This is a genomic window from Rhodoglobus sp. GW821-FHT12B09 (assembly GCF_058809925.1).
Window position 1 is genome coordinate 620,313 of sequence record NZ_JBXATB010000001.1, and the last position, 15,039, is coordinate 635,351.

At 68.7% G+C, this 15,039-nt stretch carries 14 protein-coding genes; 10 read left to right on the top strand and 4 right to left on the bottom strand.

Annotation, left to right across the window (positions count from 1 at the left end):
- Position 1 precedes the first annotated feature (1 nt).
- On the top strand, positions 2-1,123 hold the full coding sequence (locus AC1RTC_RS03085; RefSeq protein ID WP_493153987.1) for an alkaline phosphatase family protein: 1,122 nt from the start codon (positions 2-4) through the stop codon (positions 1,121-1,123).
- Positions 1,124-1,125: 2 nt separating this feature from the next.
- Here AC1RTC_RS03085 and sepH read toward each other — a convergent pair whose 3' ends face one another.
- Positions 1,126-2,121: a septation protein SepH gene (sepH, locus tag AC1RTC_RS03090; RefSeq protein WP_493153988.1), complete on the bottom strand. Its 996-nt coding sequence runs from the start codon at positions 2,119-2,121 to the stop codon at positions 1,126-1,128.
- 220 nt (positions 2,122-2,341) lie between these two features.
- On the opposite strand from sepH, the gene AC1RTC_RS03095 reads away from it, so the two are divergent.
- Positions 2,342-2,635 (top strand): DUF4193 domain-containing protein, encoded by a 294-nt coding sequence (locus AC1RTC_RS03095; protein WP_493153989.1) that lies wholly within the window; start codon positions 2,342-2,344, stop codon positions 2,633-2,635.
- On the opposite strand, the gene AC1RTC_RS03100 is transcribed toward AC1RTC_RS03095, so the two are convergent.
- Positions 2,610-3,065 carry a DUF3093 domain-containing protein gene (locus AC1RTC_RS03100; protein ID WP_493153990.1) on the bottom strand — a complete coding sequence of 152 codons (456 nt, stop codon included), beginning with the start codon at positions 3,063-3,065 and terminating at the stop codon, positions 2,610-2,612. The two genes, AC1RTC_RS03095 and AC1RTC_RS03100, sit on opposite strands and share 26 nt — an antisense overlap.
- A gap of 68 nt (positions 3,066-3,133) precedes the next feature.
- Here AC1RTC_RS03100 and dut point away from each other — a divergent pair, with 68 nt between their 5' ends.
- From dut to dxs, 6 genes are all read left to right on the top strand, one after another.
- On the top strand, positions 3,134-3,604 hold the full coding sequence (dut, locus tag AC1RTC_RS03105; protein WP_493153991.1) for a dUTP diphosphatase: 471 nt from the start codon (positions 3,134-3,136) through the stop codon (positions 3,602-3,604).
- Positions 3,601-4,221, top strand: a complete 621-nt coding sequence (locus tag AC1RTC_RS03110) for a DUF3710 domain-containing protein (protein ID WP_493153992.1) — start codon at positions 3,601-3,603, stop codon at positions 4,219-4,221. The genes dut and AC1RTC_RS03110 overlap by 4 nt, the downstream gene beginning before the upstream one ends.
- A complete protein-coding gene (locus tag AC1RTC_RS03115) occupies positions 4,218-4,925 on the top strand; it encodes a DUF3159 domain-containing protein (RefSeq protein ID WP_493153993.1) in 708 nt (235 codons plus the stop codon). Before AC1RTC_RS03110 ends, AC1RTC_RS03115 begins: the two co-directional genes overlap by 4 nt.
- Positions 4,903-7,242: an HAD-IC family P-type ATPase gene (locus AC1RTC_RS03120; protein WP_493153994.1), complete on the top strand. Its 2,340-nt coding sequence runs from the start codon at positions 4,903-4,905 to the stop codon at positions 7,240-7,242. Before AC1RTC_RS03115 ends, AC1RTC_RS03120 begins: the two co-directional genes overlap by 23 nt.
- Before the next feature lie 114 nt (positions 7,243-7,356).
- Positions 7,357-10,161: an aconitate hydratase gene (locus tag AC1RTC_RS03125; protein WP_493153995.1), complete on the top strand. Its 2,805-nt coding sequence runs from the start codon at positions 7,357-7,359 to the stop codon at positions 10,159-10,161.
- A 215-nt stretch (positions 10,162-10,376) separates the two neighbouring features.
- On the top strand, positions 10,377-12,317 hold the full coding sequence (gene dxs, locus AC1RTC_RS03130) for a 1-deoxy-D-xylulose-5-phosphate synthase (RefSeq protein ID WP_493153996.1): 1,941 nt from the start codon (positions 10,377-10,379) through the stop codon (positions 12,315-12,317).
- A gap of 24 nt (positions 12,318-12,341) precedes the next feature.
- On the opposite strand, the gene AC1RTC_RS03135 is transcribed toward dxs, so the two are convergent.
- Together AC1RTC_RS03135 and AC1RTC_RS03140 are read right to left on the bottom strand one after the other, a co-directional pair.
- On the bottom strand, positions 12,342-12,872 hold the full coding sequence (locus AC1RTC_RS03135) for a hypothetical protein (RefSeq protein ID WP_493153997.1): 531 nt from the start codon (positions 12,870-12,872) through the stop codon (positions 12,342-12,344).
- On the bottom strand, positions 12,869-13,522 hold the full coding sequence (locus AC1RTC_RS03140; protein ID WP_493153998.1) for a TetR/AcrR family transcriptional regulator: 654 nt from the start codon (positions 13,520-13,522) through the stop codon (positions 12,869-12,871). The genes AC1RTC_RS03135 and AC1RTC_RS03140 overlap by 4 nt, the downstream gene beginning before the upstream one ends.
- An 83-nt stretch (positions 13,523-13,605) precedes the next feature.
- On the opposite strand from AC1RTC_RS03140, the gene AC1RTC_RS03145 reads away from it, so the two are divergent.
- Positions 13,606-13,986: a MerR family transcriptional regulator gene (locus AC1RTC_RS03145; RefSeq protein ID WP_493153999.1), complete on the top strand. Its 381-nt coding sequence runs from the start codon at positions 13,606-13,608 to the stop codon at positions 13,984-13,986.
- Complete coding sequence (locus AC1RTC_RS03150) at positions 13,983-14,960, top strand: aldo/keto reductase (RefSeq protein ID WP_493154000.1); 978 nt, start codon at positions 13,983-13,985, stop codon at positions 14,958-14,960. The genes AC1RTC_RS03145 and AC1RTC_RS03150 overlap by 4 nt, the downstream gene beginning before the upstream one ends.
- Positions 14,961-15,039: the final 79 nt, after the last annotated feature.

A 15,039-nucleotide genomic window follows, 5' to 3' on the forward strand; every position in this document is an offset into this window, starting at 1 on the left:
CATGCTACCGGCGCTGAAATCCGACGCGCTGAGCCTTGCCGATGTACTGAGAAGTTGTCTCGAGTCGATTCTGGGCGAGCCGAATCGGCTCGCGCTCCCGCCCGTCGACAACGCGGTAGTGCTGCTCGTCGACGGCCTCGGCGCGGACGTGCTCAAGGCGCGCTCGGGTCACGCGCGCACCCTCTCCTCGGCCCTGACGGGCAAGTGGGCCATTGAGTCGGGCTTTCCCACGACGACCGCCGCTGCTCTCGCCTCGCTGACCACGGGCGTTGCGCCCGGCCAGCACGGGCTCGTGGGCTACACCGTCCTCGACCCCGCGAACGACCGCGTGGTCAACCAGCTCTCGGGCTGGGACGGCAAGCTGGACCCCCTCACCTGGCAGCGCGTGCCGACCCTGTTCGAGACGGCGGCAGAGCAGGGCATCGACGCCATCGCTATCGGGCCCGAGCGCTACCTCGACACCGGCTTCACCCACGCCGTGCTCCGCGGCGCCCGCTACCTGCCCGCGGCGTCGATGGCCGACCGGATGTCGCGCGCCCTCGACGAGCTGAAGAAGCCCGGTCGCCACCTCGTGTACCTCTACGTGCCCGAGCTCGACCAGGCGGCCCACGCCCACGGGGGCGACTCGGCGGAGTGGCTCCGCGCTCTCGAGACACTCGACGCGGCCGCCGGCACCCTGACCGCGGCGCTCGGCCGCCGAGACGGCCTCCTCATCACGGCCGACCACGGCCTTCTCGACATCCCGCAGCACGCGCACGTCCTCGTGGAGGGGCCGCTGCTCGACGGCGTCCGCTTCATCGCGGGGGAGCCGCGCTGCCTCCAACTGCACGCCGAGCCGGGCACGGACGTCGACGCCCTCGCTGAGCGCTGGCGCGAGGCCGAGGGCCAGCGGGCGTGGGTCGTGACGCGCGCCGAGGCGGTCGAGGCCGGATGGTTCGGCGAGGTGAGCCCCGAGGTCCTGCCGCGCATCGGGGACGTGCTCGTCGCCGCGCGCAAGAACATCGCCTACTACGACGGGCGGCAGGTGAACCCGCACGGCCGCGGGATGGTCGGCCAGCACGGCTCCTGGTCGGCGGCCGAGCTGCGGGTGCCTCTTCTGCGCTTCGGCGCGTTCGGCCGCTAGCCCTACGCCAGGTCGTCGTCCGGCCGTGCGCCGAAGACGATCTCGTCCCAGCTCGGCATCGCCGTGCGGCCCTTCTTGGAGCCCACGCGCGGCTGCGGGGAGGTCTGCCGCGGCTCCTTCTCGTCGTCGCCGGCACTCTCGATGGGAACGTCCACGATTCGGATGGCGCCGGTCGACGGGTGCGCTGCGCGCGCGTCGCTGTCACCGTAGTCGTCGAAGGTGGCGGCCTCGCGCTCACCGCGGCGGCGGCGGAGGGCCTCGAGCAGGTCGGCCGTCTGGTTGCCGTGGTTAGCCTCGCGCTCCTCGGACCGCGGGCGGGTGATGCTCACGGGCTCCGGAGTGAGCTGCTGCGACTCGCTGAGCGCGAAGGCCCCGCTGTCGAAGCGGCTCGAGTCGGGGTCGGGCTCGGTGACCGCGCGCAGGCGCGGCATCAGCGACCCGGCGGCCTCGCCCTGCTGGGAGAGCGTGATCGCCTGGTTGTTGAGCGGCGAGAGTACCTGCTTCTTCGGATCGAACTGCCAGCGCGCGTCGTGGTCGATCTGGTTCGCGGTGAAGGCGAGCTTGACCACCCATCCGGTGGCCTCCTTCCAGCTCGCCCAGCGCTCGTTGATCGCGCCGAGCTCGTGCAGCCTCTCGCGGATGGCCGTGCCGAACGTGCGCGGCTGGTTCATGGGGTCGGTGTCTCCCGCGGTCCGGACCGGCACGTCGAGAGCCGAGGTGACGACGAACTCGCGCTCGGCGATGACGGGCCCCTCGAACCGCTGGATGTACTCGAGCGGGGCACCGGTGATCGACGCGACGTCCTGTGCGGACATCCCGGACCGGATGTGCGCCTGGATCTCCTTGGGCGACAGCTTGGGCCCCGTGCCGGCGTCGGGCACGCTCTGGCGAAGCTTCGACTGAAGCACCTCGTCGATGGGGATGCGGAACCGCGTCCCGTCGTCAGCGGCGACGAGGAGCGCCCCGTTCTCCACTCCGATTACTCGCAGGTCCTGCATGCTGAAAGCCCTCCAGCCGTCACGATTCCGGTCAAGGATGACACGGGGCGCCGCCATATCAAGGGAATAGAACGGGCGTGCCGTAAGTTGCACGGGATGCGCGGAAGCGACTGGCGATCAGTGGTTTGCTATTCCGAATGGATTCATGCACACTGTCCCCGCCGTTCTCGAACAAACGCATCGTTACGGACAATAGAAACGCTTACAGAAGTGGATGGGCATGGCAACCGACTACGACGCACCCCGTAAGACCGACGACGACTCCGAGTCGATCGAGGCACTGAAGGAGCGCGTTCCGGACAAGACGTCGGGCTCGATCGACAACGACGACGCAGACAACCCGGGGAGCTTCGAGCTCGCAGGCGCAGATCTCTCCGATCTCGACCTGGACGTGGTTGTGCTCCCGCCTCAGGCCGACGAGTTCACGTGTGTTAACTGCTTCCTGGTGAAGCACCGCTCGCAGATCGACCACGAGACCAAGCTCGGGCCTATCTGCCTGGAGTGCGCTGCCTAGAGGCCTCGAGAGCCGCGGCGAGTGACGACGGCTTCCTCGTCGACACGAGCCAGTAGGGGGTGGGGTCGGCGTCATCGTCGACGCCCACTTTCACTACGGGGTCGACCCAGCCTCGAATGAGCAGGTAGGCCCGTGCATCCAGTCGTTGGCCGCGCTCCATGCGGGCCTCGTCCCCGCTGAACTCGTCAACCTCGCCCAGCAGGGCGAGTGGCAGCCGCGCCTTGCCCGCGGCGAACTCGGTATCGGTGACCTCGACCACGGGGGATCCGAGCAGCAGGAGCCCGACACATCCCAGGTACAGCACTATCGCCACCACGATGCCGACCGTGGTGTTGATCGGCAGGAACACCAGCAGGCTCGCCGGGATGACGAGGGCGGTGCTGATGAACAGCCACGGGGCCGGCCAGAGTCGTTCGCGGTAGTGGATCACGCTCTCTATTAGACACTGCTCTGCCGCATGTTCACGGCGAGTACAGCGTTCTGCACTACCCTCGTCACGTGGTCGAGAACGTCGAGGTACTCATCGCCTCCGGTGAGGTGCCGGTCTACGCGCACCCCGGAGACGCCGGTGCCGACCTGCACTCCGCGGAATCACTCGTGATCGGGCCCGGCGCGCGCGCCACCGTGGGCACCGGCGTCTCCATCGCGCTGCCCGACGGGTTTGCCGCGTTCGTGGTGCCCCGGTCGGGCCTTGCGGCGAAGCACGGCATCACTATCGTGAACAGCCCGGGGACGGTGGATGCCGGCTACCGCGGCGAGATCCGCATCACACTGCTCAACACCGATGCCGGGCATCCCTTCCCCATCGAGGTGGGGGACCGCATAGCCCAGCTCATCGTCATGCCCGTGTCGCGGGCGAGGTTCATCCCGGTGGAGACACTGCCGGGCAGTCATCGCGGCGAGGCGGGCTTCGGCTCGACCGGCGTCGCCAAGGGCGCAGGCCCTGTACGAGAAGGAGCCACTCCGTGAGCGATACCGAACCGAGGGAGCTCGAGGGCGCCGTCACCGAGCAGCCCAAGTCGGCTCCGTCCGACCGCTCGACCGCCGGTCCTCTCGATGAGAGCGAGGCGAACGCCGTCCGCCCGTACGTCGACCTCGGCGGGGTGAAGATCCTGCCGCGGCCGGAGCTGCAGCTGCGCCTCGAGGTCGAGGAGGGCAGCAAGCGCGTCGTCGCGGTCGGCCTGGACTACGCGGGCTCGACCCTTCAGGTACAGCCCTTCGCGGCGCCGCGGAACAGCGGCCTGTGGCACGAGATCCGCCAGCAGATCATCGAGCAGATCCAGAAGCAGGGCGGCACCACCCAGGTGGTCGTCGGCAACTTCGGGCCCGAGGTGCTCGCCGAGATCCCGGTGGCCGCCGGGCAGCCCGGCGGAAGCCGCCTTGCGCGCTTCATCGGCGTCGACGGCCCGCGCTGGTTCCTCCGCGGCGTGATCGCGGGCGAGGGCGCGACGAATCCGGATGCCGCGGCCAAGGTCGAGGACCTCTTCCGCTCCATCGTGGTGGTGCGCGGAACGACGCCGATGCCGCCGAGAGACCTCATCCCGCTGCACATGCCCGCGACCGGACCGGCGACGGACGAGGCATGAGCGAGTCGGCGGGCGACGACCCGAACCTGAAGCCGCTCGGCGAGAGCCTCGCGGCCGCCGCCAAGAAGTCCGGCTTCGGCGCGGTCGAACCGGGCGAGGCGCCGAGCGCCGGCGCTCTGCTCACGGCGATGGGCGGGGTGCGCGGCCTTGTCGAGTCGATCCTGCCCGGCCTCGCGTTCCTCGTGATCTACACCATTACGAAGGACCTCTTCCTCTCCGTCGCTATCCCGGTCGTCCTCGCCGTGGTGTTCGTGATCGTGCGGGCGATCACCCGCACGCCGTGGACCTCTGCTCTCGCGGGCGTCATCGGACTGGCGCTCTCGGCGGGCCTCGCCCTCATCACCGGGCGTGCCGAGGACAACTTCGTCCTGGGCTTCTTCATCAACGGCGCGTTCCTCCTCGCCCTGCTCGTGAGCCTCGCGGTCCGGTGGCCCCTCATCGGCGTGATCGTGTCGCTCATCCGCAGCGAGGGCTCGAGCTGGCGCGAGGACCGGGCGAAGTTCCGCGTCGCCCTCATCGCCACTGTCCTGTGGTGCGGCCTGTTCGCCCTGCGCCTCGGCGTCGAGCTCCCGCTCTACTTCGCCGGCAACGCCGCCGCGCTCGCAACCCTCAAGCTCATCCTGGGCGTCCCGCTCTACGCGGGAATGCTCTGGGTCACGTGGCTGCTCGTACGGACGGTCTATGCGCGGCCTGACCGCAGCTGAGGTAGCCGACCGCGTCGCCCGCGGTGAGACCAACGCGACCAAGCGCACGACCTCCCGCCCCCTCTGGCACATCGTCAGGGACAACGTATTCACCCTCTTCAACGCGATCCTGACCGCCTGCTTCCTGGCGATCGCGATCTTCGGCGACCTTCGCGACGGGCTGTTCTACGCGATCGTCATCGCCAACTCCCTCATCGGGATCGTGCAGGAGGTGCGGGCGAAGGTGGCGCTCGACCGCCTCGCGCTGCTCGCCTCGCCGGTCGTGGCCGTGCTGCGTGACGGGGAGGTCGTGCTGCTGCATCCCGCCGACATCGTCCTGGGCGACACCGTGGTGCTGCGCTCGGGCGACCAGGTGGTCGCCGACGGCACGGTTCTGGATGCTGCCGACCTCACGGTCAACGAGTCCCTGCTCACGGGGGAGTCGGAGCCGATCCCGAAGGGAGAGGGCGACGCCGTGCTGTCGGGCGCGCTCGTCGCCAGCGGGACCGGCCACGCCGTCGTGACCGCGGTGGGCGCGCACTCCTACGCCAACAGGCTCACCGCCGAGATCCGCCGCCACTCGCTCGCGCGGTCGGAACTGCGGACCGCGACCAACCGAATCCTCGTCTACATCTCCTGGCTGCTCGGGCCCATCGTCCTGGTGGTGATCGGCAGCCAGTTCGTGGCGGGTCGGTTCGACGTGCAGGCCTTCGTCGACGGCCGCTGGCGCGAGACCCTCATCGGCATCGTCGCGAGCGTGGTCGGAATGATCCCCGAGGGCCTCGTGCTGCTGATCAGCCTGGCGTTCGGTGTCGCCGCGATCCGCCTCGCGCGCCAGCGGGTGCTCATCCAGGAGCTCGCCGCCGTCGAGATCCTCGCCCGTGTCGACGTCCTGTGCCTGGACAAGACCGGCACCCTGACGAGCGGAGCCGTCGGATTCCTGCGGGCGGAATCGCTCTCCTCCGACCCGCACGCCGAGGCCGCGCTGTCGCTCTTCGCCCGGGTCGACGAGGCCAACGCGACAGCGCTCTCGCTCGCCGAGCCGTTCCCCGAGACGGGCGCGGTGGCGGGCGAGCGGCTCCCGTTCGCGAGCAGGCGCGCGTACAGCGCGCTCGAGTGCCACAGCGGCGGCGTGATGACCACGTGGGTGCTCGGCGCCCCCGAGCGCGTGCTGGCGGGGCATCCGGATGCCGCTGCCCTCGCCGCGGACCACGCGGCTCTCGGCCACCGCACGCTCGCCCTCGCCCGCGTCGACAGGCTGCCCGGCCCCGACGACCTCGAACTGGAGGGCGTCACGCCCGTCGCCGTGCTGCTGTTCGGCGAGACGATCCGCCCGGATGCCGCGGCGACGCTCAACTACTTCGCCGAGCAGGGCGTGCGCTGCGTCGTCATCTCGGGCGACAACCCGGCGACGGTTGCCGCCCTCGCCGCGGGGCTCGGCGTGGGGGAGACCTCGATCGACGCGTCGACCCTGCGCGGGGACGGGGAACTGCGCGCGGCGCTCGCCCAGCACAGCATCTTCGGCCGCGTCTCGCCGGACCAGAAGCGCGCGATGGTGCGCGTGCTGCAGGAGGACGGGCACACCGTCGCGATGACCGGCGACGGGGTCAACGACGCCATGGCGATCAAGGACGCGGACCTCGGGATCGCGATGGGATCGGGGACGAGCGCCTCGAAGGCGGTCGCCCGGCTCGTCCTGCTCGACAACGAGTTCTCGCGGCTGCCGAACGTGCTGGCCTACGGGCGCCAGGTGATCGCGAACGTGGAGCGGGTGGCGAACCTGTTCCTCGCCAAGACGGTCTACGGCATCGTGTTCGCCGTGGTGTTCGCGGTGCTGCTGTGGCAGTTCCCGTTCCTGCCCCGGCAGCTCACGCTCGTGTCGACGCTCACCATCGGCATTCCGTCGTTCTTCCTCGCGCTCGCGCCCAACCGCCGGATCTACCACCCGGGAATCCTCGGCAGGCTCCTGCGCTACGCCGTTCCCACGGGACTGATAGCGGCGGCGACGACGATCGCGGGCAACGCCGTCCTGCGCGGGCTCGTCGACCAGGACCAGGCGCGGGCTATCACCACCGTGGGGCTGTGGATCACCGCGTTCTGGATCCTGTGCGTGCTCACGCGGCCGCTCGACCGGTGGCGGGCACTGCTGCTGGCGGCCATGGTCGCGGTCTTCCTGTTCGCGATCACGGTGCCCATCGGGCGGGAGTTCTTCGCCATGCCGCTGCGGCTCGAGCCCCCGCTGCTCGTGGGCGTTGCCGCGGGCATCCTCGGAGCCGCCGCTGTGGAGTTGTTCTATCGGAGCGCGCGGCGGCGCGGTCTGATCTACGACCGGCTGTGATGCTAAAGTATCTTGATATCAAGATACTTTTCGGCGCGGCAGTCTTAGGCTTGCCTTGCTAGCCGCATCGCCGGTGGGCCGGGAGTATTGAAGTAGGTCAGCAAGGGAGACGACATGTCAGCAGTGAACAGCTTCGGGTCGAAAGACACCCTCACGGTCGGCTCCACCGACTACGAGGTGTTCCGTGTGGACAAGGTCCCGGGGTACGAGAAGCTGCCGTTCAGCCTCAAGGTGCTGCTCGAGAACCTGCTGCGCACCGAGGACGGCGCGAACGTCACCAAGGAGCAGATCCAGGCCCTCGGCTCCTGGGTTCCGACGGCCGAGCCCGACACCGAGATCCAGTTCACCCCCGCCCGTGTCGTCATGCAGGACTTCACCGGCGTGCCCTGCATCGTCGACCTCGCCACCATGCGCGAGGCCATGAGCGCCCTCGGCGGCGACCCCACCAAGATCAACCCCCTCGCGCCCGCCGAGCTGGTCATCGACCACTCCGTGATCGCCGACCTCTTCGGCACCGAGAACGCCCTCGAGCGCAACGTCGAGATCGAGTACGAGCGCAACGGCGAGCGCTACCAGTTCCTCCGCTGGGGCCAGACGGCCTTCGACGACTTCAAGGTGGTGCCCCCGGGCACCGGCATCGTGCACCAGGTCAACATCGAGTACCTGGCCCGGGTGACCTACACCCGCACCGTCGACGGCGCCCTGCGCGCCTACCCTGACACGTGCGTCGGCACCGACTCGCACACGACCATGGTCAACGGCCTGGGCGTGCTCGGCTGGGGCGTCGGCGGCATCGAGGCCGAGGCGGCGATGCTCGGCCAGCCCGTCTCCATGCTCATCCCGAAGGTCGTGGGCTTCAAGCTCAACGGGTCGATCCCGACCGGCGTGACCGCGACGGACGTCGTGCTGACCATCACGCAGATGCTGCGCAAGCACGGCGTCGTCGGCAAGTTCGTCGAGTTCTACGGGGAGGGCGTCGGCCAGGTGCCGCTCGCCAACCGCGCCACCATCGGCAACATGAGCCCCGAGTTCGGCTCGACCGCGGCCATGTTCCCCATCGACGACGTGACCCTCGACTACCTGCGCCTCACCGGCCGCAGCGACGAGCAGGTCGCCCTTGTCGAGGCCTACTCCAAGCTGCAGAAGCTGTGGCACGACCCCGCGGCCGAGCCGGTCTTCAGCGAGTACCTCGAGCTCGACCTCGCCACGGTAGTCCCGTCGATCGCCGGTCCGAAGCGCCCGCAGGACCGCGTCGAGCTCAGTAGGGCCAAGACCCAGTTCGAGCTCGACCTCAACGACTACGCGCAGCAGGACCTGTCGAAGGTCGACGCGGCAGTCGAGGGCAGCTTCCCGGCATCCGACCCCATCGGGTTCACACCGCAGGATGAGGACACCGCCCACGAGCTCTCGCACAGCCATGTGTCGCACGCGCCGGCCTCGGTGTCGAAGCCGACGAACGTCACCCTGCAGGACGGCACGAAGTACACCCTCGATCACGGCGCGGTCGCGGTCGCGGCGATCACCTCGTGCACGAACACCTCCAACCCCTCGGTCATGCTCGCCGCCGGGCTCCTCGCCCGCAACGCGGTCAAGAAGGGCCTCACCTCGAAGCCGTGGGTCAAGACGACGCTGGCTCCCGGCTCGAAGGTCGTCACCGACTACTACGCGAAGGCGGGCCTCACCGAGGATCTCGAGGCTCTCGGCTTCTACACGGTCGGCTACGGCTGCACGGTCTGCATCGGCAACACGGGCCCGCTCATCGACGAGGTCACGGCCGCGATCAACGAGAACGACCTCGCCGTCACGGCCGTGCTCTCGGGCAACCGCAACTTCGAGGGCCGCATCAGCCCCGATGTGAAGATGAACTACCTCGCGTCGCCGCCCCTCGTCATCGCGTACGCCCTCGCCGGGTCGATGAACTTCGACTTCGAGAAGGACTCGCTCGGCACCGGCAGCGACGGCAACGAGGTCTACCTCAAGGACATCTGGCCCGACTCGGCGGAGGTGCAGCGCACTATCGACTCGTCGATCGACACCGCGATGTTCACCAAGGAGTACGGCGAGGTCTTCGACGGCGACGAGCGCTGGCGCTCGCTCCCGACCCCCGACTCCGAGGTGTTCGAGTGGGATGCCAACTCGACCTACGTGCGCAAGCCCCCGTACTTCGACGGCATGACCATCGAGACCACCCCGGTCTCGTCGATCACGGGCGCCCGTGTGCTGGCCAAGCTGGGCGACTCTGTGACAACCGACCACATCAGCCCGGCCGGATCCATCAAGGCCGACAGCCCCGCGGGCAAGTACCTGATCGAGCACGGCATCGAGCGCAACGACTTCAACTCCTACGGCTCGCGCCGCGGCAACCACGAGGTCATGATCCGCGGCACGTTCGCGAACATCCGCCTGCGCAACCAGCTCCTCGACAACGTGGAGGGCGGCTACACCCGGGACTTCACGCTGCCGGATGCGCCGCAGTCGTTCATATACGACGCGGCACAGAACTACGCAGCGCAGGGCACGCCGCTCGTGATCCTCGGCGGCAAGGAGTACGGCTCCGGCTCGTCGCGCGACTGGGCGGCCAAGGGCACGTCCCTGCTGGGCGTGAAGGCGGTCATCACCGAGAGCTTCGAGCGCATCCACCGTTCCAACCTGATCGGCATGGGCGTGCTGCCCCTCCAGTTCCCGGCGGGGGAGTCGTGGGCATCCCTCGGCCTCGACGGCACCGAGGTCATCGACATCGCCGGTGTCGAGGAGCTGAACGAGGGCCGCACCCCGAAGACACTCCACGTCACGGCCACGTCGACGAGCGGCAAGCCCACCATCGAGTTCGACGCGGTCCTCCGAATCGACACTCCCGGTGAGGCGGACTACTACCGCAACGGCGGAATCCTGCAGTACGTGCTCCGCTCCCTCGTGTAGCGGCGCGTGCCGAGCGCCCGTCGTCCTCCGGGGCGGCGGGCGCTTCTGCTGCTGTGCTCCGAAAACGCAGGAGATCTTCCCGAAACGAGCGCTTGAGCCGAGCATCCGGGGCAATCGAGCAGTTTCTCCTGCGTTTTCAGCAACGGCCTCGGGATGCCCGCGCAAGGGCCCCGCGCCGACGTGAATGTTGGGGCAGCGCGAGCTAGGCTCAACGCATGACGTTGCTTGAGGGGATCACGGGCCCGCGAGACTTGGACGGACTGAGCAACGACCAGCTCGTGCAGCTCGCGGCGGAGATCCGCGAGTTCCTCGTCCGGGAGGTCTCGAAGACCGGCGGGCACCTCGGCCCGAACCTGGGGGTCGTCGAGTTGACTATCGCGATGCACAGGGTCTTCGACTCGCCGCACGATGCGATCGTGTTCGACACGGGGCACCAGAGCTACGTCCACAAGCTGCTGACGGGCCGCCAGGACTTCAGCAAGCTGCGCGAGGAGGACGGCCTGGCGGGGTATCCCCAGCGCTCGGAGAGCCCGCACGACATCGTCGAGAGCTCCCACGCGTCGAGCTCCCTCAGCTGGGCCGACGGCATCTCGCGCGCGTTCACGATGACCGGCCACGCCGACCGGCACGTGGTCGCCGTCGTCGGCGACGGTGCGCTCACGGGCGGCATGACGTGGGAGGCGCTCAACAACATCAGCGACGACAACAGCCGCAACCTCGTCATCATCGTCAACGACAACGGCCGCTCGTACGCGCCCACCATCGGCGGGATGGCGCACTTCCTGAACGACGTGCGCACGCGCCGGTCGTACCGCAACCTCTACTCGACGAGCCGCCGCTTCTTCCACGCCTTCGGCGCGCCGGGCCGCGCCCTCTACCGCGGTATCCGCGGCGGCACCCACGGCTTCCTTTCGAGGCTCACGAACAACGAGTCGCTCTACTCGAACCTCGACATCAAGTACCTCGGCCCCATCCACGGCCACGACATCGCGGCCATGACCGAGGCGCTCGAGCAGGCGAAGCGGTACGGCGCCCCCGTCATCGTCCACGCGATCACGGAGAAGGGCCGCGGCTACCAGCCGGCCCTGCTCGACACCGCCGACCAGTTCCACGCCGTTGGCCAGATCGACCCCGAGACGGGCGAGCCGATCGAGGTCGCGAGCAAGCCGTCATGGACGAGCGTGTTCGCGGACGAGATCCTGCACCTGGCGGAGGGCAACGAGCGCCTCGTGGGCATCACTGCCGCGATGCTGCGACCGACGGGCCTGCACAAGTTCGCGGAGCGGTTCCCGGCCCGCGTGCTCGACGTGGGCATCGCGGAGCAGCACGCCGTGACCTCGGCTGCAGGCCTGGCCTTCGGCGGGATGCATCCCGTCGTCACGATGTACGCGACGTTCGTCAACCGCGCATTCGACCAGGTGCTCATGGATGTCGGCCTGCACAAGGCCGGCGTCACCTTCGTGCTGGACCGCGCGGGCGTGACGGGGCCGGACGGCCCCAGCCACCACGGCATGTGGGATCTGGCGATCCTGCAGGTTGTGCCGAACATCCGTATTGCAGCCCCGCGCGACGCCACCCGGCTGCGCGAGGAGCTCGGCGAGGCGGTGGTCGTCGAGGACGGCCCGACTGTCGTGCGCTTCTCGAAGGGCAACGTCGGCACCGAGTACGACGCAGTCCGCCGCACCGACGACGGCGTGGACATCCTTCGCGAGGCGCCGCACAAGGACGTGCTGATCGTCACCGTCGGCCCGATGGCGAAGATCGGCCTGCAGGTGGCAGAGCGGCTGGCAGCACAGGGGATCGGCGCAACCGTGATCGATCCGCGCTGGGTGGTACCGGTGGCTCAGAGCGTGATCGACATCTCGGCGGAGCACCGTCTCGTCGTCACCATCGAGGACGGCGTGCGCGTGGGCGGCATCGGCACTCGCATCCGGCAGGACCTCCGCGCGGCCGGTGTCGACACCGCCGTCACCGAGCTCGGCCTGCCCGACCAGTTCCTGCCGCACGGCAGCCGCGACTTCATCATGGAGCAGGTGGGCCTCACCCCGCAGGCGATCGCGCGCGACGTCGTGGCCCAGGTGCTCGGGAGCAAGATCCCGGTCGCGCGGCCGCTGCCGGCCGAGGAAGTGCGAGAGTCGCTGCGCGACGAGCGCTAGCACGTGGGTCAGGTTGCCGCGGACCTAGACGATAGCCTCGGCGAGTTCGTCGTACGATGCCGCGATCGGGCCTCTCCGTTCGCGAAGCACCGCGCGCCTCCAGGCGATGCTCCATCCAGCACCCACTGAGAGGGCGGCGGACGAGGCGATGGGCAGGAGTATCCATATGATGCTCCACCACAGCGCGCTGTCCCACAGGGTGCCGTTGGCGAGCATCCACAGGTGGATCAGTACGGCTGCCAGGACGAACCCGAGGCCGAGGTACGCCACGAGGTGCGCAACCCAGTTCCTCGACCGCCCGAGCAGCACCGAGAGGGCCTTCGCGAGCGGGGCACCCAGCCCGAAGGTCACCACCGCACCGACAACGGCGCTGTAGACCGGCGAGAAGAGGGCGTAAAAGAACGCGTAGCTGACATCGGCTGCGGCCCCGGCAATACCGATCAGCACGCTGAGCAGGGGTACGAAGATGAGCCACTGCGCCAGCGCTCCGATCCAGACGTCGTGCCAGGTGGGCCACTTCAGAAGAGCGAGCGCCTCCGGACCGGGGCGCCTCATGCCCGGGCCTCCGCGACGATGTCCAGCGCCTCGGTGATCGGTCCACGCAGTAGAGGCAGCCGGGTGAGGGGGACCAGCGTCCCGAACAGTCGCACACTGCGCGCCACGAGCCGACGGCTCTTGGCCTGGCCGGGCGAAGCGTCGTAGACCCAGAACAGTGCAAGGCCGAGATAGGCGAGCCAGAGGACTTCAGGCAGCCGATCTTTGAGGTACGACGGCAGGACGGTGGTCGAGCCGTTAACGAGCTCGGCGAACAGGCCGACGACAATGTCTCGGGCGATACTTGACTCCGACGACAGCGGGTTGACGGCCGACGTCGGGCTGATCGCGGCGGCGAGGAATCCCGGTGCCGTCTCGTGATACGGCGCGAGAGAGTCCAGCCCCGCCAGGAGCACGATCTCGAGGCGCTTGGCGAGGTCGGTGATCCCGAGCATCCGAGCCTCAGCGAGTTCGCGGTGCTTCGTCTGCACGCGGACATACAGCTCCTGCACCATGTGGTTCTTGGTGGGGAAGTAGTAGTACGCGTTGCCGACGGAGATGCCTGCCTCCGCAGCGATGAGCCGAATCGTCGTCGCCTCGTATCCGCGCTCCGCGAACGATCGCAGCGCGATGTCGGTAATTGCCTGTTTCGTAGTTTCGCTCTTACCCATGTCGCCCATTATTGAACATGTTCGAAAATGTGGCAAGACCGAGAGTTTGACTTAGAGCGCGCTCTAAGTTCTAGCCTGAGGCTATGACCATGACGGATGCCCGGCTCGCGATCTCGGAAGTCGCCGAGGCCACCGGCCTCTCAACGCACACGTTGCGCTACTACGAGCGCGCGGGCCTGATGCTCACGCCCGTGGACCGCGCCTCGTCGACCCACCGCCGCTACAGCACTGCGGACGTCGGCTGGGTCGAGTTCCTCACGAAACTGCGGTCGACCGGGATGCCCATCGCCGTGGTCGCGGAGTACGCCGAGCTCGTCCGCCAGGGCGATGCCACCACTGCCGACCGTCTCGAGCTGCTCCAGCGCCACCGCATCGCGGTGCTCGCGCAGCTCGACGAGGTCACAAAGAGCCTCGAGGCGATCGACTTCAAGATCGGCCTCTACAAGGAGAAGGTAAGCGAATGAGAACCACCACACTCGGAACCAACGGACCCGTCGTCGGACGGATCGGCCTCGGCCTCATGGGCATGAGCGCGTTCTACACCGGCAAGGGGCAGGACGACGCGGAGTCGATCCGCACCATCCACCGCGCCCTCGAGCTCGGGGTCACCCTCCTCGACACGGCCGAGATGTACGGGCCGTACATCAACGAGGAGCTCCTGGGCCGCGCCCTCAAGGGCCGTCGCGACGATGCGGTTATCGCGACGAAGTGGGGCACGCTGCTCCACCGCGGCGACGGCAGCTACGGCCGCGACGGCAGCCCGGAGAACATGCGCCTGGCGGTCGAGGGCTCACTCAAGCGGCTCGGCACGGACCACATCGACCTCTACTACCAGCACCGGATGGACCCGTCAGTCCCCATCGAGGAGACCGTGGAGGGGTTCGCGTCGCTGATCCGCGAGGGGAAGATCCTCGGCTACGGGCTGTCGGAGGCCTCGGCGGAGACGATCCGTCGGGCGCACGCCGTGCATCCCGTCACCGCTGTTCAAACCGAGTACTCGCTCTGGACCCGCGACCCGGAGGCCTCGGTGCTTCCTGCTGTGCGCGAGCTCGGGATCGGCTTCGTACCGTACTCGCCGCTCGGGCGCGGGTTCCTCACGGGGACGATCCGCTCGCTCGACGGGTTCGACGAGGCCGACTTCCGTCGGAACAACCCGCGGTTCGAGGGGGAGAACCTGGCCGCGAACATCCGCATCGTCGAGCAGGTGGATGCGGTCGCGGCCTCCCTCGGGGTGAAGCCGGGGCAGGTCGCGCTCGCGTGGCTGCTCGCGCAAGGTGATGACATCGTGCCGATCCCCGGCACCAAGCGCGTCTCGTACCTCGAGGAGAACACGGCCGCCGACGCCGTGACGCTCAGCCCGGAGCACCTCGCCGCCCTCGGCGCGCTCGACGCGCCCGCTGGCGACCGCTACGCCGACATGTCGAGCGTGCAGGGCTAGCCCCAATCCCTGACCCGTTCCGAAAACGCAGGACATCTCGTCGCGAAGAGCCGTTTTGTCACCGAAACGGCACATTCCG

What these genes read in the sequence shown, in the direction of transcription:
- AC1RTC_RS03085 (WP_493153987.1), top strand. Translation starts at nt 2, where the DNA reads ATGCTACCGGCGCTGAAATCCGACGCGCTGAGCCTTGCCGATGTACTG.
- sepH (WP_493153988.1), bottom strand. Translation starts at nt 2,121, where the DNA reads ATGCAGGACCTGCGAGTAATCGGAGTGGAGAACGGGGCGCTCCTCGTC.
- AC1RTC_RS03095 (WP_493153989.1), top strand. Translation starts at nt 2,342, where the DNA reads ATGGCAACCGACTACGACGCACCCCGTAAGACCGACGACGACTCCGAG.
- AC1RTC_RS03115 (WP_493153993.1), top strand. Translation starts at nt 4,218, where the DNA reads ATGAGCGAGTCGGCGGGCGACGACCCGAACCTGAAGCCGCTCGGCGAG.
- AC1RTC_RS03120 (WP_493153994.1), top strand. Translation starts at nt 4,903, where the DNA reads ATGCGCGGCCTGACCGCAGCTGAGGTAGCCGACCGCGTCGCCCGCGGT.
- AC1RTC_RS03125 (WP_493153995.1), top strand. Translation starts at nt 7,357, where the DNA reads ATGTCAGCAGTGAACAGCTTCGGGTCGAAAGACACCCTCACGGTCGGC.
- dxs (WP_493153996.1), top strand. Translation starts at nt 10,377, where the DNA reads ATGACGTTGCTTGAGGGGATCACGGGCCCGCGAGACTTGGACGGACTG.
- AC1RTC_RS03135 (WP_493153997.1), bottom strand. Translation starts at nt 12,872, where the DNA reads ATGAGGCGCCCCGGTCCGGAGGCGCTCGCTCTTCTGAAGTGGCCCACC.
- AC1RTC_RS03140 (WP_493153998.1), bottom strand. Translation starts at nt 13,522, where the DNA reads ATGGGTAAGAGCGAAACTACGAAACAGGCAATTACCGACATCGCGCTG.
- AC1RTC_RS03145 (WP_493153999.1), top strand. Translation starts at nt 13,606, where the DNA reads ATGACCATGACGGATGCCCGGCTCGCGATCTCGGAAGTCGCCGAGGCC.
- AC1RTC_RS03150 (WP_493154000.1), top strand. Translation starts at nt 13,983, where the DNA reads ATGAGAACCACCACACTCGGAACCAACGGACCCGTCGTCGGACGGATC.